35 protein-coding genes and 1 tRNA gene are annotated in these 23,475 nt (G+C 40.9%); 20 read left to right on the top strand and 16 right to left on the bottom strand.

Features of this window, described 5'->3' with window-relative positions; translation table 11 throughout:
- The first annotated feature begins 2 nt into the window (after positions 1 to 2).
- From PLE34_RS17660 to PLE34_RS17595, 14 genes are all read left to right on the top strand, one after another.
- Positions 3 to 818: a 2,3,4,5-tetrahydropyridine-2,6-dicarboxylate N-succinyltransferase gene (locus PLE34_RS17660; RefSeq protein ID WP_324559121.1), complete on the top strand. Its 816-nt coding sequence runs from the start codon at positions 3 to 5 to the stop codon at positions 816 to 818.
- A 122-nt stretch (positions 819 to 940) separates the two neighbouring features.
- Positions 941 to 1,024, top strand: a tRNA-Leu gene (locus PLE34_RS17655).
- A 199-nt stretch (positions 1,025 to 1,223) separates the two neighbouring features.
- Positions 1,224 to 2,294, top strand: a complete 1,071-nt coding sequence (locus PLE34_RS17650) for a tyrosine-type recombinase/integrase (RefSeq protein WP_324559119.1) — start codon at positions 1,224 to 1,226, stop codon at positions 2,292 to 2,294.
- Positions 2,295 to 2,300: 6 nt separating this feature from the next.
- The gene (locus PLE34_RS17645) at positions 2,301 to 3,386 is read left to right on the top strand and encodes a hypothetical protein (protein ID WP_152267012.1); all 1,086 of its coding nucleotides are present in this window, start codon (positions 2,301 to 2,303) and stop codon (positions 3,384 to 3,386) included.
- A gap of 197 nt (positions 3,387 to 3,583) precedes the next feature.
- On the top strand, positions 3,584 to 3,808 hold the full coding sequence (locus PLE34_RS17640) for a helix-turn-helix domain-containing protein (protein ID WP_152267013.1): 225 nt from the start codon (positions 3,584 to 3,586) through the stop codon (positions 3,806 to 3,808).
- 14 nt (positions 3,809 to 3,822) lie between these two features.
- The gene (locus PLE34_RS17635; RefSeq protein WP_324559116.1) at positions 3,823 to 4,941 is read left to right on the top strand and encodes a hypothetical protein; all 1,119 of its coding nucleotides are present in this window, start codon (positions 3,823 to 3,825) and stop codon (positions 4,939 to 4,941) included.
- Positions 4,942 to 5,106: 165 nt separating this feature from the next.
- On the top strand, positions 5,107 to 6,156 hold the full coding sequence (locus tag PLE34_RS17630) for a BT4734/BF3469 family protein (RefSeq protein WP_324559114.1): 1,050 nt from the start codon (positions 5,107 to 5,109) through the stop codon (positions 6,154 to 6,156).
- The gene (locus PLE34_RS17625) at positions 6,153 to 6,671 is read left to right on the top strand and encodes a hypothetical protein (RefSeq protein WP_324559112.1); all 519 of its coding nucleotides are present in this window, start codon (positions 6,153 to 6,155) and stop codon (positions 6,669 to 6,671) included. Before PLE34_RS17630 ends, PLE34_RS17625 begins: the two co-directional genes overlap by 4 nt.
- Positions 6,637 to 7,206 carry a hypothetical protein gene (locus PLE34_RS17620; protein WP_324559110.1) on the top strand — a complete coding sequence of 190 codons (570 nt, stop codon included), beginning with the start codon at positions 6,637 to 6,639 and terminating at the stop codon, positions 7,204 to 7,206. Before PLE34_RS17625 ends, PLE34_RS17620 begins: the two co-directional genes overlap by 35 nt.
- A gap of 22 nt (positions 7,207 to 7,228) precedes the next feature.
- Positions 7,229 to 7,522, top strand: coding sequence for a DUF5681 domain-containing protein (locus PLE34_RS17615; protein WP_324559108.1), 294 nt, complete (start codon positions 7,229 to 7,231; stop codon positions 7,520 to 7,522).
- Positions 7,519 to 7,764, top strand: a complete 246-nt coding sequence (locus tag PLE34_RS17610; RefSeq protein WP_324559107.1) for a hypothetical protein — start codon at positions 7,519 to 7,521, stop codon at positions 7,762 to 7,764. The genes PLE34_RS17615 and PLE34_RS17610 overlap by 4 nt, the downstream gene beginning before the upstream one ends.
- Entirely contained in the window at positions 7,730 to 7,963 is a 234-nt protein-coding gene (locus PLE34_RS17605; protein ID WP_324559105.1) for a hypothetical protein, read from the top strand. The genes PLE34_RS17610 and PLE34_RS17605 overlap by 35 nt, the downstream gene beginning before the upstream one ends.
- Positions 7,950 to 8,198: a hypothetical protein gene (locus PLE34_RS17600; protein ID WP_324559103.1), complete on the top strand. Its 249-nt coding sequence runs from the start codon at positions 7,950 to 7,952 to the stop codon at positions 8,196 to 8,198. Before PLE34_RS17605 ends, PLE34_RS17600 begins: the two co-directional genes overlap by 14 nt.
- A 20-nt stretch (positions 8,199 to 8,218) precedes the next feature.
- Positions 8,219 to 10,261: a hypothetical protein gene (locus tag PLE34_RS17595; RefSeq protein ID WP_324559101.1), complete on the top strand. Its 2,043-nt coding sequence runs from the start codon at positions 8,219 to 8,221 to the stop codon at positions 10,259 to 10,261.
- A gap of 317 nt (positions 10,262 to 10,578) precedes the next feature.
- Here PLE34_RS17595 and PLE34_RS17590 read toward each other — a convergent pair whose 3' ends face one another.
- The 7 genes from PLE34_RS17590 to PLE34_RS17560 are packed head-to-tail and all read right to left on the bottom strand — an operon-like array spanning position 10,579 to position 12,823.
- A complete protein-coding gene (locus PLE34_RS17590) occupies positions 10,579 to 10,779 on the bottom strand; it encodes a hypothetical protein (protein WP_324559099.1) in 201 nt (66 codons plus the stop codon).
- A 19-nt stretch (positions 10,780 to 10,798) separates the two neighbouring features.
- On the bottom strand, positions 10,799 to 11,071 hold the full coding sequence (locus tag PLE34_RS17585; protein WP_324559098.1) for a hypothetical protein: 273 nt from the start codon (positions 11,069 to 11,071) through the stop codon (positions 10,799 to 10,801).
- Between the two features lie 13 nt (positions 11,072 to 11,084).
- Positions 11,085 to 11,297: a hypothetical protein gene (locus PLE34_RS17580; RefSeq protein WP_324559096.1), complete on the bottom strand. Its 213-nt coding sequence runs from the start codon at positions 11,295 to 11,297 to the stop codon at positions 11,085 to 11,087.
- Between the two features lie 28 nt (positions 11,298 to 11,325).
- Positions 11,326 to 11,778: a hypothetical protein gene (locus PLE34_RS17575; protein ID WP_324559094.1), complete on the bottom strand. Its 453-nt coding sequence runs from the start codon at positions 11,776 to 11,778 to the stop codon at positions 11,326 to 11,328.
- A gap of 33 nt (positions 11,779 to 11,811) precedes the next feature.
- A complete protein-coding gene (locus PLE34_RS17570; protein ID WP_324559093.1) occupies positions 11,812 to 12,129 on the bottom strand; it encodes a LytR/AlgR family response regulator transcription factor in 318 nt (105 codons plus the stop codon).
- Positions 12,122 to 12,343, bottom strand: a complete 222-nt coding sequence (locus PLE34_RS17565) for a hypothetical protein (protein ID WP_324559091.1) — start codon at positions 12,341 to 12,343, stop codon at positions 12,122 to 12,124. Before PLE34_RS17565 ends, PLE34_RS17570 begins: the two co-directional genes overlap by 8 nt.
- A gap of 24 nt (positions 12,344 to 12,367) precedes the next feature.
- On the bottom strand, positions 12,368 to 12,823 hold the full coding sequence (locus tag PLE34_RS17560) for a hypothetical protein (RefSeq protein WP_324559090.1): 456 nt from the start codon (positions 12,821 to 12,823) through the stop codon (positions 12,368 to 12,370).
- Between the two features lie 458 nt (positions 12,824 to 13,281).
- Here PLE34_RS17560 and PLE34_RS17555 point away from each other — a divergent pair, with 458 nt between their 5' ends.
- The 4 genes from PLE34_RS17555 (at position 13,282) to PLE34_RS17540 (ending at position 15,165) form a co-directional block, all read left to right on the top strand.
- Positions 13,282 to 13,512 (top strand): hypothetical protein, encoded by a 231-nt coding sequence (locus PLE34_RS17555; RefSeq protein ID WP_152267025.1) that lies wholly within the window; start codon positions 13,282 to 13,284, stop codon positions 13,510 to 13,512.
- 123 nt (positions 13,513 to 13,635) lie between these two features.
- On the top strand, positions 13,636 to 13,839 hold the full coding sequence (locus PLE34_RS17550) for a hypothetical protein (RefSeq protein WP_324559087.1): 204 nt from the start codon (positions 13,636 to 13,638) through the stop codon (positions 13,837 to 13,839).
- Between the two features lie 95 nt (positions 13,840 to 13,934).
- Positions 13,935 to 14,375 (top strand): helix-turn-helix domain-containing protein, encoded by a 441-nt coding sequence (locus PLE34_RS17545; protein WP_324559085.1) that lies wholly within the window; start codon positions 13,935 to 13,937, stop codon positions 14,373 to 14,375.
- Positions 14,376 to 14,751: 376 nt separating this feature from the next.
- Complete coding sequence (locus PLE34_RS17540; protein WP_324559083.1) at positions 14,752 to 15,165, top strand: MerR family transcriptional regulator; 414 nt, start codon at positions 14,752 to 14,754, stop codon at positions 15,163 to 15,165.
- A 141-nt stretch (positions 15,166 to 15,306) separates the two neighbouring features.
- Here PLE34_RS17540 and PLE34_RS17535 read toward each other — a convergent pair whose 3' ends face one another.
- The gene (locus PLE34_RS17535) at positions 15,307 to 15,870 is read right to left on the bottom strand and encodes a DUF4468 domain-containing protein (protein WP_324559081.1); all 564 of its coding nucleotides are present in this window, start codon (positions 15,868 to 15,870) and stop codon (positions 15,307 to 15,309) included.
- 356 nt (positions 15,871 to 16,226) lie between these two features.
- The gene (locus tag PLE34_RS17530) at positions 16,227 to 17,072 is read right to left on the bottom strand and encodes a S1 family peptidase (RefSeq protein WP_324559079.1); all 846 of its coding nucleotides are present in this window, start codon (positions 17,070 to 17,072) and stop codon (positions 16,227 to 16,229) included.
- Between the two features lie 189 nt (positions 17,073 to 17,261).
- On the opposite strand from PLE34_RS17530, the gene PLE34_RS17525 reads away from it, so the two are divergent.
- Positions 17,262 to 17,489: a hypothetical protein gene (locus PLE34_RS17525; protein WP_324559078.1), complete on the top strand. Its 228-nt coding sequence runs from the start codon at positions 17,262 to 17,264 to the stop codon at positions 17,487 to 17,489.
- Positions 17,490 to 17,918: 429 nt separating this feature from the next.
- On the opposite strand, the gene PLE34_RS17520 is transcribed toward PLE34_RS17525, so the two are convergent.
- Both PLE34_RS17520 and PLE34_RS17515 read right to left on the bottom strand, forming a co-directional pair.
- The gene (locus PLE34_RS17520; RefSeq protein WP_324559076.1) at positions 17,919 to 18,107 is read right to left on the bottom strand and encodes a WCX domain-containing protein; all 189 of its coding nucleotides are present in this window, start codon (positions 18,105 to 18,107) and stop codon (positions 17,919 to 17,921) included.
- Positions 18,100 to 18,255 (bottom strand): hypothetical protein, encoded by a 156-nt coding sequence (locus PLE34_RS17515; protein WP_324559075.1) that lies wholly within the window; start codon positions 18,253 to 18,255, stop codon positions 18,100 to 18,102. Before PLE34_RS17515 ends, PLE34_RS17520 begins: the two co-directional genes overlap by 8 nt.
- A gap of 451 nt (positions 18,256 to 18,706) precedes the next feature.
- On the opposite strand from PLE34_RS17515, the gene PLE34_RS17510 reads away from it, so the two are divergent.
- Positions 18,707 to 19,603: a PIG-L deacetylase family protein gene (locus tag PLE34_RS17510; RefSeq protein WP_324559073.1), complete on the top strand. Its 897-nt coding sequence runs from the start codon at positions 18,707 to 18,709 to the stop codon at positions 19,601 to 19,603.
- A gap of 25 nt (positions 19,604 to 19,628) precedes the next feature.
- Here the strand turns inward: PLE34_RS17510 and PLE34_RS17505 are convergent, their stop codons facing one another.
- The 5 genes from PLE34_RS17505 to PLE34_RS17485 all read right to left on the bottom strand — a co-directional run bounded on the left by PLE34_RS17505 (position 19,629) and on the right by PLE34_RS17485 (position 23,200).
- Positions 19,629 to 19,757, bottom strand: coding sequence for a hypothetical protein (locus tag PLE34_RS17505; RefSeq protein WP_324559072.1), 129 nt, complete (start codon positions 19,755 to 19,757; stop codon positions 19,629 to 19,631).
- A gap of 34 nt (positions 19,758 to 19,791) precedes the next feature.
- Positions 19,792 to 20,877, bottom strand: a complete 1,086-nt coding sequence (locus PLE34_RS17500) for a dihydrodipicolinate synthase family protein (protein ID WP_324559071.1) — start codon at positions 20,875 to 20,877, stop codon at positions 19,792 to 19,794.
- Positions 20,878 to 20,887: 10 nt separating this feature from the next.
- Complete coding sequence (locus PLE34_RS17495) at positions 20,888 to 21,904, bottom strand: NAD-dependent epimerase/dehydratase family protein (protein ID WP_324559069.1); 1,017 nt, start codon at positions 21,902 to 21,904, stop codon at positions 20,888 to 20,890.
- Positions 21,901 to 22,152: a divalent metal cation transporter gene (locus PLE34_RS17490; RefSeq protein ID WP_502875885.1), complete on the bottom strand. Its 252-nt coding sequence runs from the start codon at positions 22,150 to 22,152 to the stop codon at positions 21,901 to 21,903. The genes PLE34_RS17495 and PLE34_RS17490 overlap by 4 nt, the downstream gene beginning before the upstream one ends.
- Positions 22,153 to 22,216: 64 nt before the next feature.
- Positions 22,217 to 23,200, bottom strand: coding sequence for a glycoside hydrolase family 43 protein (locus tag PLE34_RS17485; RefSeq protein ID WP_324559066.1), 984 nt, complete (start codon positions 23,198 to 23,200; stop codon positions 22,217 to 22,219).
- Positions 23,201 to 23,475 lie beyond the last annotated feature (275 nt).

The following is a 23,475-nucleotide window of genomic DNA, read 5'->3' as shown; positions in this document are numbered from 1 at the left end:
ATATGACCGATCTACAAAACCTGATTACGAAGGCCTGGGAAAACAGGGAATTATTAAAAGACGAAGTATACATTGAAGCGGTAAAATCGGTAATTGAAGATGTGGATAAGGGAAGGCTGCGCACGGCGTCTCCCGCCGAAAGCGGCTGGGTGGTAAATGAATGGGTAAAGCAGGCTATTCTCATGTATTTTGCTATACAAACCATGCAAACATGGAGTCTCGGACCGTTTGAGTTTCACGATAAAATGCTGCTGAAAAGCGGATACCCTGAACTGGGCGTACGTGCGGTGCCGCATGCCGTTGCACGATATGGTGCATACATTGCCCGGAATGTTGTACTGATGCCTTCTTATGTAAATATCGGCGCTTATGTAGATGAAGGTACGATGGTTGATACCTGGGCTACGGTGGGCAGTTGTGCGCAAATTGGCAAAGGTGTGCATTTGAGCGGCGGAGTAGGCATTGGCGGTGTGCTGGAGCCTTTACAGGCCAGCCCTGTAATTGTGGAAGACGGATGTTTTATTGGCAGCAGGTGTATCGTAGTAGAAGGCGTGATTGTAGAAAAGGAAGCTGTACTGGGAGCTAATGTAGTATTAACTAAAAGCACCAAGATCATTGATGTAAGCGGAAGTGCGCCTGTTGAGTATAAAGGAAGGATCCCTGCACGAAGCGTTGTAATTCCCGGTACCTACAATAAAAAATTTCCGGCAGGCGAATATGGTGTGGGTTGCGCGCTCATCATAGGGCAGCGCAAGGCCAGCACCGATCTTAAAACGAGCTTAAACGATGCATTAAGAGATTTTAATGTAAGCGTGTAGAAAGGAACAAATTACGGGAATGGTGCTTGTTGTTGCAGGTGTGCTGCTTATTGGCTGGCAGCCATCAAAAAAGGTGGGTAGGAAATGATTATTCCCCTTATATTTGCAACCCGTAATTTAATGCCCGGGTGGCGAAACTGGTAGACGCACTGTCTTCAGGTGGCAGCGTTCGAAAGGATGTGCTGGTTCGAATCCAGTCCCGGGCACACAACCCCATTTTTGATGGGGTTTTTTTATGCCATAAAGCCACTACCAGCAAAGCATTACAGCCAATTTCCTTTCTTTTCATTTCTTTTATTTTGACGTTATTTTCTCAATTTTTGTTACTATGTTGTTACTTGAGTAACAAAATTTCTATAAAATTCATACCTTAGCGAAAGAAAAGGAAAAATAAATCATACCAATATGAGTGTAAAACTTCGCAAAAGAAAGAATGCAAACGGTACCACTTCTTTAATGCTGGATATTTATAACGATGGTGAAAGAAAGTATGAATTTTTGAAGCACCTGCAATTATCGAACGGAACCACCATTGCAGACAGGGAAGATAATAAGAAGCGTTTGAGACAAGCCGAAGCCATAGCCGTTGCCCGTGCTGCTGAACTACAGGCGAATGATTACAGCATGGTATCTGATGCAGGGAAGAAAACAATTATTACAGACTGGATGCAAAGCTATGTGGACAGGTATAATAAAAAAGATAAAAGAAATATGCAGGGTGCATTAAACCGGTTTGCTGATTTTTTGAAGGAAGATAAAAAAGCCGGGTTAACGTTCGGGCAGATTACCCCGTTAATCATTGAAGATTTTATTGAAAACCTTGAAAGCAAAAGTACAGGTGAGGGTGCAAGCTCCTATTACAACCGGTTTAAGAAAATGGTAAAGCACGCATACCGTAAACGCCTGATGAAAGAAAATGTATTGGACTTGGTAGAAAAGAAGGTCAATGGCAAGGCTGCAAAGAAAGATATTCTAACGCTGGATGAATTAAAGGTACTGGCAGCCACACCAACGGAAAGCAGTGAAGTTAGGAGGGCGTTTTTGTTCAGTTGTGTTACCGGGTTAAGATGGATTGATATAAAGCCGTTAAAATGGGGTAGCATTAGCCTGAAAGAAAAAGCAATGAATATTTCCCAAAGCAAAACGGGTGAAGATTTAGGAACACCATTAAACGACACCGCTATAAAGCTATTAGGGAAGGCAGGGAGCGGCGAAAATCTTGTATTTGCACTACCTACTGCTAATGGAGCAAATAAGACGGTAAAGGCATGGGTAAAGCGTGCAGGTATTGCAAAAAAAATAACATGGCATAATGCCCGGCATTCGTTCGGAACAAACCTCATATACAATGATGTTGATGTATTAACAGCATCCAAACTATTGGGGCATACGAGTATGAAGCATACACAACGGTATGTTAATGCAGCAAGAGAAATGAAATTAAAGGCTACTGATAAAGTAAATATTGAAATGTAAAAAGAAATGGATAGCTACAAGGAATTTATAAAAGAAGTACATGCCTTAGATGTAAGAACAATTGAACTGCAGGCCCAAAAAATAATAGTAGATGGAGTAACTTATACCGAGATACTCCCTTTATGGGAACTTGATCCCACAGAATATAAACCCGCAGACCGGAAGAGATTAAATGAAGAGGGAATCTTTTTTGTTCAATGTTGGGATCTATCACACTATTACGATGTACCTAATCAGAATATTTGGGAAAGCGGGTACCGTCAAAAGCTGAAGGGAATGCAACAAGCTGCCATTGTGGATGTTCCCAATAAGCAGCATGCGGAAGTGCTTTTGAATCAAGTTAACCAGTGGCTAATAGGGTTTAAAGCCTTTGACAAATTATGGAGTGTTGAAAAGATGCACAACTACTATGGACGAGATTTTTATAAAAGCACTCTTTATTATCAGGACGATTTGAAGATTAAGTTTCTTGCTTATTTCCACACAAAGGGCGTAGCTGAAAAGAAAGAAGGTTACAGCCCTTCATTTTTGTACATGCTTCACGATATTTATAATGTTAAGATGGCGCTGCTTGAAGGGTTAAAAACCCAACTTACTGCTATCACCGGTACCGAATTAAAGCGGGGAAGTACTAAATTTATTTTCGATGATGAAATGGGATGGCTGCAATACAACAATAATAGAGCTACGGAAAATAAAAACATTCTCCCAAAGCCATTTGAATTGGTTGATAAAAGAAATGTAGAGCCAATTAAAAGATTGCATAAAGCCTTAAAACATAAAAATTTCATTAATGCCTCACTTCCGGAATTTAAGGCATTATTTGGATTGAGTGAATTTACAAACCCTATTGTTTGGGTAAGCGCCGAGGCTACAGCTACGGAGTTGTTGTATTTCTATTATAAGCTGAAAGAAAGTAATAAACTAAAAAAACATATTCATCCTTATGTAACGCTAAAGAATTTTTTCATTAAACAAAATGGAGAACAAATTACAGAAAATTTAAAGCAAATAAATCAAACGATAAATACCGCCACACCGAAAAGAGCCAAAGAAATAGATACTTGTTTCAATTCTTGGTTTACCTCTTGAAAATATTTATAAAATAAATTCCTCCTTGCTTCCTGCTACAATGCAGTAAATAAGCGTATTCCAGCAGACTTTACCTTTACCCCATACCTTACCTTATCCCAAAGGTAAACCCGTTATTATTCCTTTTCTTTCCAATTTCACACTGTCAAACACAGATAGCGCTATTTGTTTTTTCAATCATTTTTCAACATAAAAAAATGGATAAGAAGATATTAACCTTTCAGGAAGGATGCCAATATATTGGTTACAAGCCGTCCTATGTCTACAAGCTCACAATGTCGGGTATAATTCCTTTCAGTAAACCGAATGGTAAGAAAATATTCTTTGAACGGGAAAAGCTGGAAGCATGGATGCTAAGTAATGCCACACCCGGAAGCAATGAGCGGGAAAAGCAGGCAGCCACTTATATTTCTTCACATTAAAAAACCCCGTAATCATGCAGCAACATAACAACGGGGCAAGTGACTTAAACCAACAGCTCAAAGATACAAAAAATATTCCTGTATCATTCGCGGAAAGCGAAGAAATAAAACCATCACAATTAAAAAAATATGACTGGTTGCGTATCACTGATACCACTCCGATAATGCCACCTGTGCCGATTATTACTATTAACGGCGAAACAATTAGTACAGAGAATAATATAACAACTATTAGTGGAGCGAGCAAGAGCGGTAAGAGTGCATTTACTTCAATTCTTATCGCCGGTGCAATCAGCCGTGACGGTATCCTACTTGATGGATTAGAGGCGGTACAAGTGCAGCCGAATATTAACGGAAAGGCAGTAATACACATTGATACGGAGCAGGCAAGGCATAAGCACCAATACAATATTAAAACAATCTTACGGCGTACTGGCATGGATACCTGCCCTGGTTACTTTCTCTCCTACAATGCCAGGGAATTAGATTTAAATGAATGTGCGGCAACTACTGCAGGTATTTGTGAAGCGGCACAACAACAGTTTGGCGGCATCCATTTGATGGTTATTGATGGCATCGCAGATTACATTACCGATGTTAACGACCCCATCCAGAGTAACGCAGTTGTTAAGTTTTTTGAAGAGCTGGCAATCAAATACAGCATGCCCATACTTGTTATAGTACACACTAACCCCGGTAGCGACAAGGAGCGCGGACACCTGGGCAGCCAATGTCAGCGGAAAAGCGAAAGCGTAATAACCGTAAAAACCGAAGGTGATATTTCTTTCATTGAGCCAAAGTTTCTAAGAATGGCCGGCAAAGGCAGCATCCCCCTTATTCAATTTATGTACGATAAAAACAAAGGGTATCATGTTGGGTGCGGCATACGAACGGAAGATCAGGATAAAAAAGATAGTGCCCGTGTAGAATCAATAATGAAGATCAGCGCAGCGGTATTTGGTGGACAAAAAGCGTACGGCTACAATGAAGCAATTGAAGCGATAATTAAAGAAAGTAGTAAAGGTGTTAATGCTGCCAAAGACATGTTTAAGGAGATGAAAGCCCATAAAATGATTGAACAGGGAGCGGATAAAAATTGGCGGATAAAAACAAATGAAGCAGATGGGGTTTAATTGGTTTAAACCGGTTTACTATACCACATTAAACCGGTTTAACAGGTATTCATTTTTCATGAACTGGTTTAAACCGATGGAATGCAATACCAGTAAGGTTTTTAGCAATAAAACACATTCGGTTTAGTGGTTTAACACCCTATACGGATTAAACCGTTAAACCGAATGAAAACACACATTATGGACAGCATTTTAAATATTGATGTTAGTTGTTTCCGGGATTACAATACCCCGAATAACCCCCGCAGTATTAACCTGCTTACATGGTTGCAGTCGTCAAAGTTTGCTGATAAGGTGGAACAGATTAGAACCTATCAAGACAAAGCAATCAGGGATTCCATTAAAGCCACATTGCCGGCAATAACACCGAGCGGAGTATTTACTTATAGAGCAGCCGCCAACCTTGTAAAGCATTCCGGTTTTATTCAATTTGATATTGATGCAAAGGATAACCCGCATGTAAGTAATTACACCAACCTGAAAGCCGAATTAAAGAAGGTGCCAAACATAGCCTATTGTGGGTTGTCGGTATCAGGGACCGGATATTGGGGATTGGTCCCTATTGCTTACCCGGAAAAGCATAAAGAGCATTTTGAATTTATGTACCGCTTTTTTGAGGATCACCATCTCATAATTGATAAGAGTTGTAAAGATGTTACACGGTTACGCGGTTACTCCCATGACCCGGAGGCGTATTTTAATCATAATGCCAAACTATTGACGGCATGTCATACCGAACCCGTTAAACGTTATATAAAGCCCATTAGCAGCCATACGGACAATAACGACACATTAACTGTTGAGGCGATAATTAAAGCAATAGAGGCGCACAGCATTGATATTACCAGCGGTTACGGAGTATGGTTTGCAATAGGGTGCGATCTGGCATCCACGTTCGGCGGCGTGGGGGAAGGATATTTCCATAGTATCAGCCAATACCATCCGGAGTATAACCAACAGCGTGCAAATACGCAATACACAGCCTGTTTGCGGTTTGTGAGTGGTAAGGCTCCAAGTTTGGGGGCACTGGTTAATGCCGCCAAAGATCACGGTATAACCATCCCGAGAAAATCAGCAGAGGCAATACACCCAACAGACCAGAGGATATTATTCCGGGACGGTAAACGACTTGAAGTATTAAAAGACGGATCCCTGATTGAAGTTACACCGGATGGATACCCGGCATTGTGGGACTTAAAACATGCAGATCAATGAACTGGCAGAAACAACTAAAAGAATTGAAGTATAGCCACCTGGAACGCACGGCACCAGCATTCTTTAAAGCAAGTGGCGGAAGAACGATGAAACTCAAACCGTACAGCGATAAAACAGCCAACGGGTTAACCAGGTGCATTATTGATTTTCTCACCTTCAGCGGATGGCAGGCAGAGCGGATAACCAATACCGGCAGAATGATTGACCGCAGGCGCACGTATACGGACGTTCTGGGACGTAAAAAGCAGATTGGCGGCATGGAGTGGGCAAAGGGAACCGGAACCGCAGGAACGGCAGATTTGAGTGCTACAATAGCCGGACGGTCCGTAAAGATTGAAGTGAAGATAGGTAGGGACCGACAGAGCGCAGCACAAACCAGTTATCAAAAGAAAATAGAAGCATCCGGCGGCATATACTTCATTGCCACCAACATGCAGGATTTTATAGAATGGTTTTATTTAAATTTTAAAACAGAAATATATGAACAAAGAAAATCTCCCCCAAGATTTGTTTAATGCTGGCTTTTTACACGCCACACAGAGGACCAGTTACGATTATCCTTTAAGCCAGTCAGCCAAAATTGCTGCTGTGGCAAAGTGGATAAGTAGTAATCTAAACAGGGCTGATGCTATTAACCCCGAATGGAATAGTTACTCCCTGAAATGCCTATATAAAGACGCTACCGGGCAGGAATTGACCAATGGGGAGTTTATAGCAGCAATGATAACAGCCGGCTTCACATACACCCGTTCGGGATTAAATGGGATGTTTAATGTATCCGGCGAATCGGTAAAGCGGGTAGAAGAAGCAGCCTACATCTCCCTAACGGTTAAAATGGCGAAAGGGGGAACGTTCCTGCCATCTGCAAATAAATTCAACAAATTATCCCTGGTATCCAGGCAAAGTATTATTGAACCCTTTACAAAGGGAAAGGCAGCCGGCAAAGCCTTCACCTACGCTTACCTGAAGGCTGATAATCTAACCATACGGTTTATGAATGATGAAAGGGGAAAGCTTATAGAAGCTGAAGCGTCAACAAGCAATATGTAAAGAACATTGAAAAACATATCTTATGGCACAGCGAAAAGGACAAACTGGTAACCCCAATGGCAGACCAAAGGGCAGCCCAAACAAAGCGACAAAAGATTTACGCCGGTGGGTTACCACTTTCATTGAAAGCCAAACAGACCAAATACAACAGGATTGGCAGCAACTGGAGCCTAAAGACCGGATAGTATTATTTGAGAAATTACTTAAATACTCCCTCCCTACTTTGCAGGCAACCAGTTTAACGACAGACCTGGAAAAATTATCTGATGAAGATCTGGACCGTATCGTAAATGAAATATTAAATAGGCAGCAATGAAAACCCGGGCAGAAAAATTAGCCTTTATATCCAAGATGAGACAAGGAACGATCACAAAAAATGAATTGTTCTTTGCCTCTATGGAATTGGATAAATGCACGGCTGATGAATTGGAATGGCTACTGGACACGAAGATCAAGTTAAACAGGGGCGACTCATTGACGGAAGAGGATAAACAATATTTTGAACGATTTAAACGAAACTACAATGCAAGGAATAAGAAGCCGGCAGCAAAAGATTGACTTTATACGCAAGATAAAGTTGGGTGAAATATCAGCCGATCAGCTATTTATTTCTACCCTTGACATGGACAGGTGTACCGTAGCAGAGTTAAATTTCCTGCATGATATGCTGGTAAAGGGAGAAACCGAAAGGATCGTTATTCCTGATGGATGCAGAAAGCAAATTGAACAATTAAAAAAAGATTATGCAACAAGATAAGATACCCAAAACACGACAGGGAAAAATAAAGTTCCTCAATGACCTGAAGGCTGGAAAAATCACTATTGCGGATATTGCCGGCGATAGCTTCACCTTATGGGATAGCGACGGCGATCATTACACCAATACCGGAACAGGAGAAATGATAACCCGGAATGAGTTTGAAGCGCTATCGCTAAAAGGGACACATATTATACTGGTCCCTGCAGATGGATGCGATCCTATAGAAGATTAATAACTCAAAAACAAAATTTTATGGCATACACAACAAAGTATAGAATCCCCTTATTATCGCCTGGTGTAGCGGGAGTAATTGGAAGCGAAGTCCGGATTGATATACTCATTAAAGAGCGTGACTATAACGGGAGCGCCACGGTATTAAAGGGTACAGCCGGTGTGGCAGAATTACAATACCGGGATAATGACGAAAAAAAATACCCATCAATTCAGGGATCCGGATTAGATATCCATTTCTATAGTGAAAGCGACTTCAATTTAGAAGACGTTATTACTGCGGACGATTTTCAATATAAGACCTCGGTTGTTATTGATGCTGATGAAAATGCCAAGGAACTTTGGACAGGCTTTTTAGTAACCGATGATTGCTTTGAATCAATGCAGGACGATCCAAAGGAAATTACTTTGAGGGCAACCGATGGGCTTGGGCTGCTTAAAAACAATCCATTGTATGATATTGATGTTTATGAGAAAAAAACATTACTTGAAATCATTGAGCGCTGTTTGTCCTTTACTGGCTTAGAGCTTGATTTACTGATTGAATGTAATGTATTTGAGCAGTCCATGAGCGATAGAACAGATGACCCGGCGGCACACCCCTTTAACCAATGTATGGTTCATACTACATCATTCTTAGAGGATGCTAACACTTACAAAAATTGTTATGAGGTTCTTGAATCCATTATGACATCTTTTCAATGCGGCATCTTTCAGCAGAATGGCGCATGGCACATTATGAGAAAACATGACCGATGGAATCAGTCCATGCTGTATGCTACGCGTTTGCAGTATCCCTATACTTCAAATGTTGGCGTTGCCCATGTTTACGATTATCAAATCCCTGTAGACAGCAAAGAAAGATATCCCATAAATGCAGATCATATAAAAAGCTTTACGGGTGTATCCAAATATAGCAGGATACAGTATGATTACAATCCGCCTTTTCAGATGCCGCGTAATAATAACTTTTTGCAGGGTAGTTTATTTGCTCCCATTTCGGGACCAAGTAACATTGCAACCCGGATAGATTTCTGGACTTTTGAGGATGCTTTTGGAGCGATTCCCAAAACACCCTATAGAAACCAGATCTATGATCCCGAAACCGGAGCTCCAAAAGAAAGCTATATAGTATTACCCAGGCGTAACCCAACGGAGCAAGGGGAGACCGGCAGGTTGAAAAGTTCAATTGTTGAGGTCAGCTATCAGGATCGGGTAAGAATATCAGGTGAATGGAAGCCAAAATACGATTATGGCAGTGATAGCGAGTTTGCGCAAATGTTCATTGTAAGAATATTGCTATACGGCAAAAGTGGGACTACTTATTCTTATGATACAACGATAAATACTGAAAGCGGAATACCTGATAAGCTTTGGAGTACAAACATTAATAATCCTGTTAAGTTTTCATACAGGATTAGGGCCGCAAAGGACTGGCAAACCTTTGATGTGGAAACATTAGGTATGCCGGAAGATGGGGATTTGACTATTGAAATATATAATTCCAGTTGGGGGCCAGATAACAATGAATTATGGTATCGTAATATTCGCTTTGACTGGCTTTTGTTCGTGAATAATACTACTCAGATAAAAGGGGAGTATGATAAATTGGAAAACAGTGGCACATTCAGGAATAACGCAGAGCTGAGTATTTTAGTAGGCGATGCCCCTAAAAGAATTATTTCCGGTGCATTATTCCGCACCGATGGCGTTACCCTGACAAGTAGCTGGCACCGGCAGGGCAAAGACGAAACCGAACGGCTGATAAGGTTAAACGATATTAGCCTGTACCAAAGCACTTACCGGTTGTATACAAGTATTGACGGTTCATTTTTGGGTAACACTTACACCACACAGACGGAAGGAAAGGGCTTAGTTGGCCCCGCCAATATTTTTACATTCACACACGATCCTCTTTTAAATAAAGCGTACACGCCAACCAATATGGATATTTCTTTGGGATCGAACACATTTCGCATGTCTGCAAAAGAATTCTTTGACAGCATAAAAGACAAAGGCGATCCGCAGGGTGATCAAAAATACTTTGGATATTTATACGAGTAGACCCTTTGAATGAATTAACTTTATACTATCTACACTACCAGCAGACAACACACATTCCAATCTTTAATACCAGCAGGCGTGATGGTAGCGATGGTTGCCGGCTGCGGGGCGCTGGTCCCGATCTTATATTGTTTCTCGAACGTCAGAGGCGCTCACAAAACCGCTCATTTTAACCACTCCATATATTTCAGATTTAAAACTTACCCCCGGTTATTCTTGGCCGGGGGTTTTATGTGTAAAGAATCCGAATTTTCCGATGCTATAAAAAAGCCCGGAATTACTTCCAGGCTTAAATAAGTATGCATATCCCCTGCAATTCATTCGCGATTTCGTTGTAATTCGGAAACAATATCCTTAATTCCACGTATGATAAAGTACAGGTCTTGATTCTCGCCTTCCCGGCCTTTTACGCCTAAGATGTCTGTAAATGCTGCGTCCAGGATGCTAAATACATCGTCTTTGTGCATATCCAATAATGGGCGAACGTTAGAGGTAACGCTTATTTCAATTGTTTTCATTGTTGTTGATTTTATTGACTTATTGATTTTTGATTTTTAAAGCTTCATTAATCGGATCTTCAATTATTTGAAGAACTTTCTTTACAGTCATAACGTCATAATGAAGAGACTGTGCCTCTTTGAAATTATTGCTTCCATTTACGTGCTGCGACCATAGGTAGCCATTAAATATCTCATCTAAGGCATCTGCCAATGGCTGCGCACATAGTTTGTTAACTTCGTTTATCGCCATGCTTAATTCCTTAAACTGATATTCAGTAAGATTGATTGATACCGTTTGTACTATGCTCATATAGATATTGTATTTAGTCGTTAGGTAAAAGTGTATTTAGTAATACCTTCAGATCCCTGACAACCAAAAAAAACTCGGCTGACATTCCGGTATTAGTATGATCCTGCGCACAAAGGGCGTTTAACAGTAAGCTGTCCAAAGTTTGGCTTACCTCTTGCTTCCCGCCATAAGTACTATCAAAGTCATATATCGCCTTTTCTGACGAATCGTATTTGTCTTCCATCATAGTTGTATAGTTTATTTGTGAATAATGATTAAGCCGCCTGTTTTTCTTTATGACGATCTTTTTCACACTCTTCTGCAATTGCGGATATATCCAAAAGGGTTTCAATCTCTTTTACCCATTTTATAATATATCCTTCATTTACGCCCCGGTCTGCCGCATCGCAGGCCATGCATTTTAATAGATGGATAGCACCTTCACTAATACCTTCGCTGCCAAAAACGTTAAACCATTCGTCTATTACTTCGGCAAGCTTAGAAAGAATGGTCTGATTGTCTGCGGTCATTTGTGAAATCCATGTTTCAAGATGATTTTCCATCATGTATACAATTGGAAAAGTGTGGCTTTCTTTGCCTTTAGTATACTTTTCATAATATCCGGTCCACGTAACGGACTCTGCTAAGAATCTTAATAACCCTACCGGGCTCCGAAAACGCTTTACCAAAAGTTCTGCAGCTTTGTAGCAATGTTCTTTAATTTTCATGTGTAGTTGTTTTGAGAGTTAAAATTTGATTTTTTATCCGGCCATCCATTGCAATAACCCGGCTTTGTAGGTCTTACTTATCGGTATAAGGGTGCCGCCTATTTGTACCGCTTCATCTTCAATGATTGCCGCCTTTCGTATGTTAACGATAAAGCAGCGGTGTACCCTGACAAATGCATTGGGATTAACCATTGCAGCAAAGTTTTTCATTGTTGAATGTGTGATATACTTCCTTTCAGGCGTAATTATTCGGATGTAATCACCGGCAGACCTAATGTGTAGTATTTCGTTGTTATGAAGCTGTATGAGCTTCTTATCTTGGACGAAAGAGATATAGTTTGAGTTATTCATGAGCAAAGGGTTTTAGGCAGGTTAGTAAATCTTTAAGGCTACGCATAAAGAAAAAGGTATCTCCTCCGTCTCCACTGCCATTTTTATCAATAGTGTATAGCGCATCCTGTGTGATGTTATCAATAAGCTTTAAATAATCTTTATCATCCCATGTGTGAGTAAAAAAATTATTAATAGCCTCAGATAAGGCTGCTGGTAGTTGTGGATTGTTCATTGTATTTGTTTGTATGGTTAATAATTAAGCAGCTTGCTTTTGAGTTTCGGTGTCCAAATAGTCCACTTCTTGGAGTGATTCGGCAACTTCATAAAAACATGTGTAAAAGTCCATCCATTCGCTAACGGTGGGCGCTCCATTCATACCCTCAATCTCTGCTTTTGAAGTTATATACACCACTTCCGTAACCCATCTATTAAGCCGGGCGCAGCCAATGTTTTTGTTCAAATACCGAAGATTATTTTCAAGATCCCATAGATTATTATCAATCCAAGGCTCCGCTAAGTCACTAAGAAGTACCATTGTTATATTATGAGTGCTGTGCAAACCGGCTATGCCTGAATCTTTCTTACTGTATTCATAAACAAGCTGGGCGGTTTTGGATAAAAAATATACAAGAAGAGATGGGGAGACAAAAACCTTAATAATTTTTGAGGCGGCATTGCTGTAAATCTGGTCAACTTTATTATTTTTTTTCATGATTGTCGTTTTGAAAGTGAAGTAATACGGGTATGATTAAAAACGGAATTTAGATTTCAATATCAGGCTGCATTAGGATCGCCATAAGTTCCCCGCGGGAGGAAGATTGGAATCTTAACAAATCCTAACATTTTAACTTAACTAAAGGATACTATCGGGACCGCTTTTTACTCTTAGGTGTGGGCTTGTGCTTAGCGACTTTTACAAATGGGGGGCGGTCCTGCTGCCCTGTCCAAGGCTTGTAAGTTGTTTCAATGGGGATGCTCATGGCAAATATGAGTTCCGTGTAGCGGAGTTTCTGCTGAAGATTTGAATGTGTCATGTCTGTTGTTTTAATGTTTCATAAAGATAACCGGGTTAACCGAGATAACCAATGATGTTTGGTAAAAAGTTATCCACATTAACTAAGTTATTTCAGTTAACCGCTTTTAATATTATCTTTGTTATAAATATTTAATATGGCTCCGGTAAAAAAATCAGTCACACCAGGTCAGACAACCATACCCCAGGTGGGGGTTAAGAGAGTACCTGTTGCAGTATTAGACAAATTGCAGGCTATTGCTACGCTTGAAGGTGTACAATACAATGAAATATATAACTTGGCTTTTGTTAAGCTTATAGAAGCCTATGAGGTAAAGAATGGAAAAGTAAAGGTCCGTCCTAAAGGGAAAGGATTAGAGGGAATTTAATTGTTTAAATTTATAACCTCATGTCCGGAAAGATTATAAGGTTACCTCGAGCCATTAGGGGTGATGGTTTAAAAAAGCCATGCCGCCTGCCCAGGAAAGATACAATAACGAAAAAAAGCCAAAATGGATAATGCAAAAATATTAAAAGCAGTAAAAACCTCGATTGAGAACGAAAACAGGATAGATGATGAAGCAGCAGCTGAACTACTTGGTATAACTAAAAAGACGCTACAAAATAGGATACATCGAATACCGGGATACCTGTATACAATAAGCCCGGTAAATGGGAAAAGATTTTGGTATAAAGATAAACTAATGGGTACATAACCAGTGGCCACATGGACAAACTAAAGGTTGTGAAGAAAGCAAGAAAATAATACCCTTAGATATGCCCAAACCTAAACAGGAAATAAATACTAAATATGGAAAACGAAATTTTAAAAGCACTGGCTGAAATAAAAAGCCTTCTGCTTTCCAATAAAAAGGTTCTTACTACCGAAGAAGCCGCGGTCTTTCTTGGCATGTCGAAAAGTAAGCTATACAAGCTCACCGCATCACGGGTAATACCGCACTCAAAGCCGACAAATGGACTTTTGTTTTTCGATAGGGATGAAATATCTAGATGGGCACTGGACGCTAAGGTGATTGACCCGAAAGAGGAAGCCGAAAAATATCTAAATAGAAGTACCCAGAAGCTTAAATTAAATTGCTGCGTAGTTTTATCTCTATTCCAGCCATTACTTCATTACATCGCTTTAATTCGCCCCTTGCCAAGTCAATTGCATCTCTTAATGTTTCGCCATCTCTGCGCCTCCCCTGCAATATCGCCTCAATGGTCCTTTTTGAGTAGACGGATGTATTGAGCAATCTGGTACTCGGTGCTATTAACTTTCTAATTACTGCCAACTGTTCATCATCTAATCCATCATCGAGAACTTTGTTCTCATGCAAAATTTTCTGTTTTTCTCCTTTCGTCATAATGTAGTATTGTTACTACAAAGGTATGCGAAAAATCATATTGTAGTATCATTACTACACAATAAATTTAATGTCATCCAGACGGGTAGCAATAACCATCCCCCAGGTTAACCCCCAAGATATTTTTATCCAGTGTTTTAATATATTTTGCTGTAGTGTACAGCGCTTTTTATTTTCGAATTTATTAGCATTTGTGACCCCATTGGGGTTACGTACGCAAAGAGCATTTTTTGCTTCGTATATTGAGAAAAAGCAAGCATAATGGATACCATACCCACTCATGAAGAGCTGCAGGAAGTAAAAAAGTTTAACCGCCATATTGAATGGCTGAAGCGAAAGGAGCTTAAAGAAGGTTACACCGCCTCGGCGGGCGAAGTGATGAAAATTACCGGGTGGAGCCGGGAGAAATTAAGGGGCCATCGAGAGCGGGGCACTGTTAGATCAAAGAAAATGGGTAATAGATTTCGGTATGATTTAAGCAGCCTGCCAGAAATCTATCAGCAGAAGATTATTTATACCACAAATCAGGCAGTGCAACAAATAAATGAAACTACAATTGCCAATCCACACCATATGGAGGAACAATTTTCATCCGGGAATAAAAAGGGGACACCAAACCTTATCAATCCTGAATTCTTTAATATTTATTTTAAAACCGCATCTATCTCGTTTTGATAACCGCAAACCAAGCACCTCAAATATCTAAATATCTGCAAGGTTATGACACCGGAGCAAGAAAAACGAATAGGTAAAATGCCGCCGGAGATTCGGTATATCCTGGGATCCGGGAATGATAGATTTATAAGAAAGGAGTACTTAAAAATTCAAGTCTGATTTTTCAGACATTTTTTTAGTTATGCTGGCATACACATACCCGATCATTTCGTGAATTGCCTCTATTTTTGATTTCCATGTTTGACGAAGTGCTTCGCTTTCTGTTTTATAATCATAGAAATTACCTATCAAATACTTTCCGGCATCGCTTGAACTAAACGCGGTTGGTGATTCCGTATTCGTTCTAATATCAGTCACGACAACTTTATATTTGTTATCTTTTAGTAATATCTTCAGAACAAAATTAGCCTCCCCTATCGCGTCCGACTTCCTCGCCTTTTTGCCTTTAGCTAACTGGAAAATAAATTCCACAGATCCATTACATATAATTACGCCAGCCTGCCTGTCGTCTGTGTTTATCGGCACCGCCGAAGACTTAAACGATTCCGCTACCCAACTCTTAGCTTTAGTATATAATTCATCTTTTGTACCGCTTATCTCATAAACAGAATCATATACTATCTCTTTTGTTTCAGGATTAAAGGGAATGCTTTGCCCCCACAACAGCACCGGCATTAACATCACCATTAACATTATCTTTCTCATTTGCTTATAAATTTTATTTATATTATCTTTGATTCAAATAGATTTTATTTATGAGGATATTGATTTTGGCTATGGTGCTGGTTTTTCCTTTGTTGTGTTTTTCTCAAAACAACCCTTTTTATTTCCCTCCAAAAGACGATACAATAAAATGCATAGCCATAATTTACGATAACCCAAAACTGACAAGCGACAAGTTTGTACCGTTCGAGATTAATAAGTGTTGGGCTGTCGTAAAATATATACCACAGTATATATATGATACAATCACTTACAAAAAACAGGTTTTAAAAATATTGGATTACCATAAAACTAACGTTGCAAAAAACTGCTTCTTTCTTAAGACTGAAGAGTGGTAACTATAGCCTTTTAATAAGTTCTAATATCTCATCCACCCAATAGCATCGCGCCAAACCAAAATTAGAGCCATCCTTACCAGGTTGTCCCAGGTGCCCGTAAACAATTCCTATTAATCCGGGTTTTTTGCCAAATACACCCGTCTCTGAATATACGGGGCTTCCGGAATTTCCGGGATACGAAAATGCATCTAATAAGAACTCTTTTTTTGTATCACTCTTCCATGCAACAATACCTCTTCTTACTAAAGGAGTTAACTTTTCATCATTATAGCTATCCGGTATCGTGAATCCATATGAGTGTCCAATGCCAAAGGGGAATCCTACAAAATAAACTGGCGTGCCTAATTTGACATCATTTTTACTTTTGATCAAACTTAAAGGCAGTGATGTTGTTTTAAAAACTTTCACTGAATCCGTCCCAATATTAATGCCGGAAAATGAAGGCACCTTAAAAATAGCGATATCCAAACTTTCGTGTGGCAGGTAATTTACTCCATATTTTAGGAAAACTTTTGTATGTAAATTATACCCGTCCAAGACCCACGCCTGCCCATCAACTGTAACTGTATCTATTTTGTAACGCATCATAAATCTAAATGCAGAATCGGTAACCGCTGATTTGATATAGATATACCCATTTCTCAAAACATGTTCATTCGTTACAACAATTAATTCGCCCGGATTGTTGTAATTATAAATACAGAAACCAGTACCATGCGGAATAATTTTTCCTAAACTATCCTCCTTTTCAAGGGATACAACGCAATCAATAAGTTCTGTTGAAAAATATCCCTGCCCCTGCGCAACCTGGGCGAACAATAATAGTACAAACAGTATCTTTCTCATTTTTGGCAAGTCTTTTAAAAGATTATGGGTATTTGGTAGGATGTTGATTATCTAAAGTATATAATTTTATTTTAAACTATGAAAGTTTATACATAAATCGAATAAAAAAGCCCGGAATAAAAACCCCGGGCGGTTGCTAACCTATGAAAAACACCGTTACTAATTTAGTGTATTATTTTTACAATTGCAATGCCTTTATATAAATTCACCATAGCATTAAGGGACCAGGTAAAGCCCATTACAGGCATCCGGGAGATTGCTATCCATGATATAGATACAGTTTACCGCACTTACAAGCTAAAGGCAGAAACACAGTACAGCGAATACCGGATATCCTCTTTTGATGTAGTAATGATCAGTAAGCTATCGGATGAGGGGAAGAGCTTTTTGACGCAGAAAAGGAAGCCGCTTTTGTAAAGGGGTACGATTTCAAATCCGACCCCTTCGCCATGATGGTGAACCCCGGATATTGCCCCAATTTTGGGGACACCCTTCACACCCGTTCGTATTAAGTACGAACCCCGGTTTTTATTGACAGGGGGTTTTTATGGGCAAAAGCGAGTGTTATTACAATTTTTGTTACCCTGCTGTTACTTCATACCTAACAATATAATAAGAATATATTGATAATTAATTAGTTACAATCATAGGTATTGAACCAGTCCCGGGCACTTTAAAAGTCTGTAAGTAATTAATTTACAGGCTTTTTTATTTCTGTCAACTATCATTTTTTACCGGTTTTTACTGCATTCTCCCACTATTTCTGACAGAAAAATGACAGACCTGATCAATGGGAGGAAACCCTTTACAAAAAGGCATTACTCAGGGTTAATTTTTTTCCTGCTGTTATTCGTATTGCCTGAATGCGTTTTCATGCGCCTGTTTTACCTGGTCGGCCAAAGATCGTGGTTCAATTACTTTCATGTTATCGCCAAAGGAAAGCAGCTCCATTAATAAATCGTGTGTCAGGCAAAGCCGCAGTTTGATTTTCGTTTCTTCGTCGTTGTCCGCTAAAACCTGCTGCGTGTCATGCAAGGTCCGTATTTCCCTTGCGGAACAATTCCAAAGTGGCATTGTCATTCAGCGGCAGATCCGCTTCGCTTATTTGCAGACTGTATTTTGCATTAATATACGCCAATCGTTTTTTTAAACTTTCCGCCGCGTTTAAATGTTTTAGTATCATTGCATGTTTCTGATTGCTGCAACAAAAGTAGGGGCATGGAACGCCAAAGTATGTCGCCCTGGAAATTTCTTTTAAAAGAATTTTATCTGTTTCACGCCGGCCCAACGTAAATTATATTTTGCGGGACGGAGTCCCGGAAGAACACAGGGAGTGCGAAGCCGGAGAATGCGCACAGCGGTGTAGGGGAGGCAGATTACAGGTTGCAAGGTGCAAGGCACAGGTTACATGAACAAACAAAGAAGTATCATTAACCAATCAACTATTCAACCAATTAACCACTTTTCACTTCAGCTTATTCTTTTCAGCCCCCTCATTGGCAATGTTCGTTGAATAATGCTAACTATAATGCAAGGCGGGATGCATAAAAAACACAGCAGTATAGTTTGGAGGAATGTATAAGCTGATCTATCTTAGAATATTGTTTATATTTTACAATATTAACCCTGTTAGCATGATTGCTTTTCGCTGTCAGTTAAGACTCATTATAACGTGCTGTTTTTTAGCGCTGGGCATCAACCTGAACGCACAGCAACCTGGTAAACAGATCCGGGTGATAGTAATTGGAGCGCATCCGGATGATTGTGACCTGGATGCGGGAGGTACTGCTGCTATTTTTGCCTCAATGGGACATGCTGTTAAATTTGTATCGGTAACAAACGGAGATGCCGGTCATCAAACCCAGGGAGGAGAAATGCTTGCAAAGAGGCGGGCAGAGGAAGCAAAAGAGGCCGGAAAACGCTTTGGGGTGGAGTATGATATACTCGACAATCACGATGGCGAACTGGAGCCTGTTCTGAAAATACGATTGCAGCTTATAAGAAAGATCAGGGAGTGGAACGCGGATATAGTCATTGCTCCCCGTCCGAATGACTATCATCCCGATCATCGTTACACTGGTGTGCTGGTACAGGATGCAGCCTATATGGTGGGAGTTCCTAACATAGTGCCAGATTGCCCCCCCTTAAAGAAAAATCCTGTTTTTTTATATACCCGGGATCATTTCAAACGCCCCAACCCTTTTCGTGCTGATATCTCGGTAGATATTACGGCTGTGTTCGATAAAAAAGTACATGCACTGGACGCACATCAGTCACAATTTTACGAATGGCTGCCCTGGATAGGTGATTATATATCAGAAGTGCCGGCTGATGCAACCGCGAGGAAAAAGTGGCTTGGACAACGATATGCTGGTGCCATTTCAAACGAAACACGTGCCGTGCTGGAAAAGTTTTATGGAAGTACAAGAGCAGCGCAGGCTAAATATGCCGAGTCGTTTGAAATATGCGAATATGGTACACAACCTTCAGAAGAAATGATACGAAGATTGTTCCCGATGTTGGGAAAGTAAAGTGATATTTTGGGTTAGAGTATTATTATTTTCCCATTGTATACCAGCCTTCGGCAGCCCGCATATCTTCTTTGCGCACAACGCCAAGCGAATACGGCACAGAAGCTACCCGGCCATTCACCTTGCTGTATCTGCTAAAATCTTCTCCAAACATTTCCGGTCCATGTAATAGTATATTATTATCGCCACTAATGTTTTAAGGAAGCATTTGCCTGCAACGTTGATCCGGTTAGAAACGCTTTTACAAAAGCATCGTCTGTAAGCCGGGGATATAATGCACAGATACGGTCAATTTCTTCAGCCTGGCCCGGAGACAACTGTTCTTCGGCGTTCAGGCACCAGGTTCCTGCCATCAATCCCTGCCGGCGCAATACTTCGTGTATACCTGCAATGCAGCCTTTAAAATTATGCCGGGCATCAAAAATAACAGCATTCATATCCGTTACCGCAATGCCTTCTGATAACAGTTGCGCATAATCGCCATTATTATTTGCCAATGCTTTCTTTACTTCATGAAACAGGGCTACTGATCTTTGCGTCCATACGGCCCAATGCCCCAGCAAGCCTCCAACAAATCTTTTTTCAACCTGCTTGCCTGCTACCGGAAACCGGTAAGGGGTTACCAGGTCTGCAATAATATTATCATCATTACCTGTGTATAATGCAATATCATCACGCCTGGAGGAATTGCATACGGCCCTTACCACGTCTAATGTTTGATAGCGGTTGAAAGCAGCAACCTTTATCGCGTGCACATTCGTAATGTCCGAAAAATCCCTCCAGAACGCATAACTCAGAATGCGGCCGCCCACTGCAGGCTGCAGGTAAAAGCCAAAAACAGGGATCACTGCTGCGATCTTCTCTGCTCTCTTTATTAACTCAGCTTCTGAATAATTGTTGAGCCCACCCATGCTCACCAGCCCCAGGTGATACCCATACTGGGCAGCAAGTTCGGCCTCTTTAACTGCAGCATCAACGGGGCCAACAATACCCGCAACTTTTATGAAGGGACGATCAAGATTTGCCTGTTCTATTTCTTCAGCGGCCAGTTTTAAAACAGACTCCAGCATATTGAATTCAGGTTTCCTGATCTCGAACTGAGTAGTGTGAACACCTACGGCTAAGCCACCCGCCCCGCTGGCTATATAGTACTGCGTTAGCATCCGCTGCCTTTTTTCGTCTATTTGTAACTGTTGGGTTAAGGCCAGCGGATGGGCCGGTATTACGGTGCCTTGCTGTAACAAGCGGCTGATATCAGTATCTAATGGTTTCATTTTTACTTTTTTAAAACTGACCTTCTCTTTCCTGGAAATGTGTGGGCTTGTTAATTGTTTCGCCACCCTGTTTCACCCAATCTGCTAACAAAGCAATCATTTGTTTTAAAGTTACCCGCGGATATCCAAAAAGCCTGAAAGACTCTGATGCATTACTTAATAGCGCCGTGGATTGTTCTTCATGAATAAAAAGAGGTTCTCTTTCAAATTGTTTTCCAAACTCCGCTGCAATCCAGCGAACAGGCGCCGTTTCAGGACCTGTGATATTTACAATTTTAGCCGGTGTTGCGCAATGCAATAAAGCCCTTATGGCCATTTCATTGGCATCACCCTGCCAGATCACATTTACATGACCCATGCTCAGATCAATGGCCTTACCGGCGTAAACGGATTTGGCAATCTCCGGCAATACACCGTAACCAACATCATTGGCATAGTTTAACCGGTAAATAAAAAGCGGCGTATTGTATTTTGAAGATCCATATTGAAACATTCTTTCCCTGCCCAGGCAGCTTTGGGCATATTCACCCACAGGACCTGTTGCCTGCTCTTCGCTTGCGCCTCCCAACGCTACCTGCGATAGCGGGTATACATTGCCGGTAGAAAATACTACAATACGCGAATCCTTATATTGTAAGGCCACCCGTCCGGGCAGGTATGCATTCATAGCCCATGTAAACCACGCTTTGCCGGTAGTGCCAAATTTTTGGCCGGCCATGTATAATACGTTTTCCACCTGTGGTAAGCCCTGCAGTTGCTCATCTTCCAGCATATCTACCGCGTGGGTTTCGATACCGGCAGCCTGTAATTGCTGCTGCAGGCCAGGTTCCGAAAAGCGGGAGGCTGCAATTACCCTTTTGGAAATGCCGGCTTTATCAATGGCTTTTTTGGCAAGAATGGTAAGAGCCGGTCCCATCTTACCGCCTGCGCCCAGCACCAGTATGTCTCCTTTTATTTTTACCATATCGGCAATCAAAGCATCCGATGGTTCCAGCAATGAATGATACAGTTGTTCAATATTTTTCATGTAATAATTATTTTAAAAACATATCCCTGGAATTGATAAGCGCCAGGATAATAACACCACTTCTCTCTTATCACCGAAAGCAACGAACGATCTGTAACAATGCCTATGTGCACAGCCATTGATGTAAACACGTACATAAAAAAAAAGGCCAGCGCCACAATCCATAAAAGCGAAAATCCATACAACGATCCTGATTTAGATGTTATGGTCATCTTGCTTGGCCCAAAAACCAAAGCTGCAGTTATCAATCCCGGCCCTGAAGATTGCAGAGGGAATAAGAATTGAGAATTGGTTCAAGCGAAAATAAAACTTTTACTTCAACCTGTTTTTTTCAACCCCTTCATTGGTAATCACCACGGGTTTGATCAGTCCGTTTTCATCAAAATACATGCGGTCTATACAGGTTATTCTGGCATTGCGGTCGGTTTCCGTTAAAGGCCGGCGATGGTAAACCATATACCATTGGTCGGCGCCGGGCTTGTGGATAACGGAGTGGTGACCGGCGCCGGTAGCAATCTTCGGATCCTGCTGTAAAATTTTATCTATTCTTTTAAAGGGCCCAAACGGCGAACCGGCAATGGCATAAGCCACGCTGTAATCGGGGCCCGTCCAGCCGCCTTCCGACCACATGAAATAGTATTTGCCGTTGCAGATAAACATAAAAGGGCCCTCCACGTATCCTTCCGGCGTAATTTCTTTGAACGTTGTTCCGTCTTCAAAAGGAATAAAGCCGGTAAAGTCATCGTTGAGTTGGGCAATGTTGCAATGCCGCCATCCGCCATATATTAAATAATACTGCCCGGTGCTGTCTTTAAAAACAAACTGGTCAATAGGCTGGGCGCCATTGTGAAATTGATCTACCAATGGTTTGCCCAGCAAATCCCGGAATGGGCCTGCCGGCTCATCGGCCACCGCAACGCCAATACCGCCCTTTTCCTGGTTGCTCTGAATATCGTTGGCGCCAAAGAATAAATAGTACTTGTTTTTTTTCTCTACGATAGCCGGCGCCCATAAGGCCCGCTTAGCCCATTTAATGGAGGCAGTATCTACTATGCGGCTGTGTTTCGTCCATTGAATAAGGTCGGGTGATGAAAAAGCGTCTAAAAAAACCTGTTTGTCGTAAGGCGCGGAGTAAGTAGGATAGATCCAGTAGGTATTATTGAAAATAATGCCTTCCGGGTCGGCATACCAACCGGGGAATACGGGGTTGCCCGACTTTTCTGCTGCTTTCTTTTTTTGTGCATGGAGGCTGATCATACAAACCAGCATTACGCCTGTTAATATTGTTTTTTTCATAATGCCTTTTTGCGAAACTAAGTTAAGTAAAGATGTGATATATAATAAATTGCTTTAATCCGGCATAGTGTTCTTTATGCTTTGATATGCACCCGTAACCTTTGCTTGTAAAGCAATTGGGAAAGAAAAGCGCCTCCGGAAGAACTGTTTTTATGTTAATATAATTCATGCTGAAACCCTATCTTTGCCCCCAATTTAAACTTTTGTAAACGCTTTTTTCTATGCAACTGAAAGGTTTGGTCTCTGTTTTTGCGATTGCATTGATTGCTATATCC

The sequence above is a fragment of the Agriterribacter sp. genome (assembly GCF_035445465.1).
Lineage (GTDB): Bacteria > Bacteroidota > Bacteroidia > Chitinophagales > Chitinophagaceae > Agriterribacter.
This window is presented reverse-complemented; position numbering and strand designations above follow the sequence as displayed.

Bases quoted from the DNA above. Each gene is read 5' to 3' on its own strand.
- PLE34_RS17540 (WP_324559083.1), top strand. From the start codon at position 14,752: ATGGATACCATACCCACTCATGAAGAGCTGCAGGAAGTAAAAAAGTTT.
- PLE34_RS17565 (WP_324559091.1), bottom strand. From the start codon at position 12,343: ATGAACAATCCACAACTACCAGCAGCCTTATCTGAGGCTATTAATAAT.
- PLE34_RS17500 (WP_324559071.1), bottom strand. From the start codon at position 20,877: ATGAAACCATTAGATACTGATATCAGCCGCTTGTTACAGCAAGGCACC.
- PLE34_RS17505 (WP_324559072.1), bottom strand. From the start codon at position 19,757: ATGTTTGGAGAAGATTTTAGCAGATACAGCAAGGTGAATGGCCGGGTA.
- PLE34_RS17535 (WP_324559081.1), bottom strand. From the start codon at position 15,870: ATGAGAAAGATAATGTTAATGGTGATGTTAATGCCGGTGCTGTTGTGG.
- PLE34_RS17515 (WP_324559075.1), bottom strand. From the start codon at position 18,255: ATGATACTAAAACATTTAAACGCGGCGGAAAGTTTAAAAAAACGATTG.
- PLE34_RS17650 (WP_324559119.1), top strand. From the start codon at position 1,224: ATGAGTGTAAAACTTCGCAAAAGAAAGAATGCAAACGGTACCACTTCT.
- PLE34_RS17595 (WP_324559101.1), top strand. From the start codon at position 8,219: ATGGCATACACAACAAAGTATAGAATCCCCTTATTATCGCCTGGTGTA.
- PLE34_RS17635 (WP_324559116.1), top strand. From the start codon at position 3,823: ATGCAGCAACATAACAACGGGGCAAGTGACTTAAACCAACAGCTCAAA.
- PLE34_RS17640 (WP_152267013.1), top strand. From the start codon at position 3,584: ATGGATAAGAAGATATTAACCTTTCAGGAAGGATGCCAATATATTGGT.
- PLE34_RS17660 (WP_324559121.1), top strand. From the start codon at position 3: ATGACCGATCTACAAAACCTGATTACGAAGGCCTGGGAAAACAGGGAA.
- PLE34_RS17605 (WP_324559105.1), top strand. From the start codon at position 7,730: ATGCAAGGAATAAGAAGCCGGCAGCAAAAGATTGACTTTATACGCAAG.
- PLE34_RS17510 (WP_324559073.1), top strand. From the start codon at position 18,707: ATGATTGCTTTTCGCTGTCAGTTAAGACTCATTATAACGTGCTGTTTT.
- PLE34_RS17555 (WP_152267025.1), top strand. From the start codon at position 13,282: ATGGCTCCGGTAAAAAAATCAGTCACACCAGGTCAGACAACCATACCC.
- PLE34_RS17545 (WP_324559085.1), top strand. From the start codon at position 13,935: ATGGAAAACGAAATTTTAAAAGCACTGGCTGAAATAAAAAGCCTTCTG.
- PLE34_RS17570 (WP_324559093.1), bottom strand. From the start codon at position 12,129: ATGAATAACTCAAACTATATCTCTTTCGTCCAAGATAAGAAGCTCATA.
- PLE34_RS17590 (WP_324559099.1), bottom strand. From the start codon at position 10,779: ATGAAAACAATTGAAATAAGCGTTACCTCTAACGTTCGCCCATTATTG.
- PLE34_RS17525 (WP_324559078.1), top strand. From the start codon at position 17,262: ATGCCTTTATATAAATTCACCATAGCATTAAGGGACCAGGTAAAGCCC.
- PLE34_RS17585 (WP_324559098.1), bottom strand. From the start codon at position 11,071: ATGAGCATAGTACAAACGGTATCAATCAATCTTACTGAATATCAGTTT.
- PLE34_RS17645 (WP_152267012.1), top strand. From the start codon at position 2,301: ATGGATAGCTACAAGGAATTTATAAAAGAAGTACATGCCTTAGATGTA.
- PLE34_RS17575 (WP_324559094.1), bottom strand. From the start codon at position 11,778: ATGAAAATTAAAGAACATTGCTACAAAGCTGCAGAACTTTTGGTAAAG.
- PLE34_RS17550 (WP_324559087.1), top strand. From the start codon at position 13,636: ATGGATAATGCAAAAATATTAAAAGCAGTAAAAACCTCGATTGAGAAC.
- PLE34_RS17625 (WP_324559112.1), top strand. From the start codon at position 6,153: ATGAACTGGCAGAAACAACTAAAAGAATTGAAGTATAGCCACCTGGAA.
- PLE34_RS17530 (WP_324559079.1), bottom strand. From the start codon at position 17,072: ATGAGAAAGATACTGTTTGTACTATTATTGTTCGCCCAGGTTGCGCAG.
- PLE34_RS17630 (WP_324559114.1), top strand. From the start codon at position 5,107: ATGAAAACACACATTATGGACAGCATTTTAAATATTGATGTTAGTTGT.
- PLE34_RS17600 (WP_324559103.1), top strand. From the start codon at position 7,950: ATGCAACAAGATAAGATACCCAAAACACGACAGGGAAAAATAAAGTTC.
- PLE34_RS17615 (WP_324559108.1), top strand. From the start codon at position 7,229: ATGGCACAGCGAAAAGGACAAACTGGTAACCCCAATGGCAGACCAAAG.
- PLE34_RS17560 (WP_324559090.1), bottom strand. From the start codon at position 12,823: ATGAAAAAAAATAATAAAGTTGACCAGATTTACAGCAATGCCGCCTCA.
- PLE34_RS17485 (WP_324559066.1), bottom strand. From the start codon at position 23,200: ATGAAAAAAACAATATTAACAGGCGTAATGCTGGTTTGTATGATCAGC.
- PLE34_RS17580 (WP_324559096.1), bottom strand. From the start codon at position 11,297: ATGATGGAAGACAAATACGATTCGTCAGAAAAGGCGATATATGACTTT.
- PLE34_RS17610 (WP_324559107.1), top strand. From the start codon at position 7,519: ATGAAAACCCGGGCAGAAAAATTAGCCTTTATATCCAAGATGAGACAA.
- PLE34_RS17495 (WP_324559069.1), bottom strand. From the start codon at position 21,904: ATGAAAAATATTGAACAACTGTATCATTCATTGCTGGAACCATCGGAT.
- PLE34_RS17620 (WP_324559110.1), top strand. From the start codon at position 6,637: ATGAACAAAGAAAATCTCCCCCAAGATTTGTTTAATGCTGGCTTTTTA.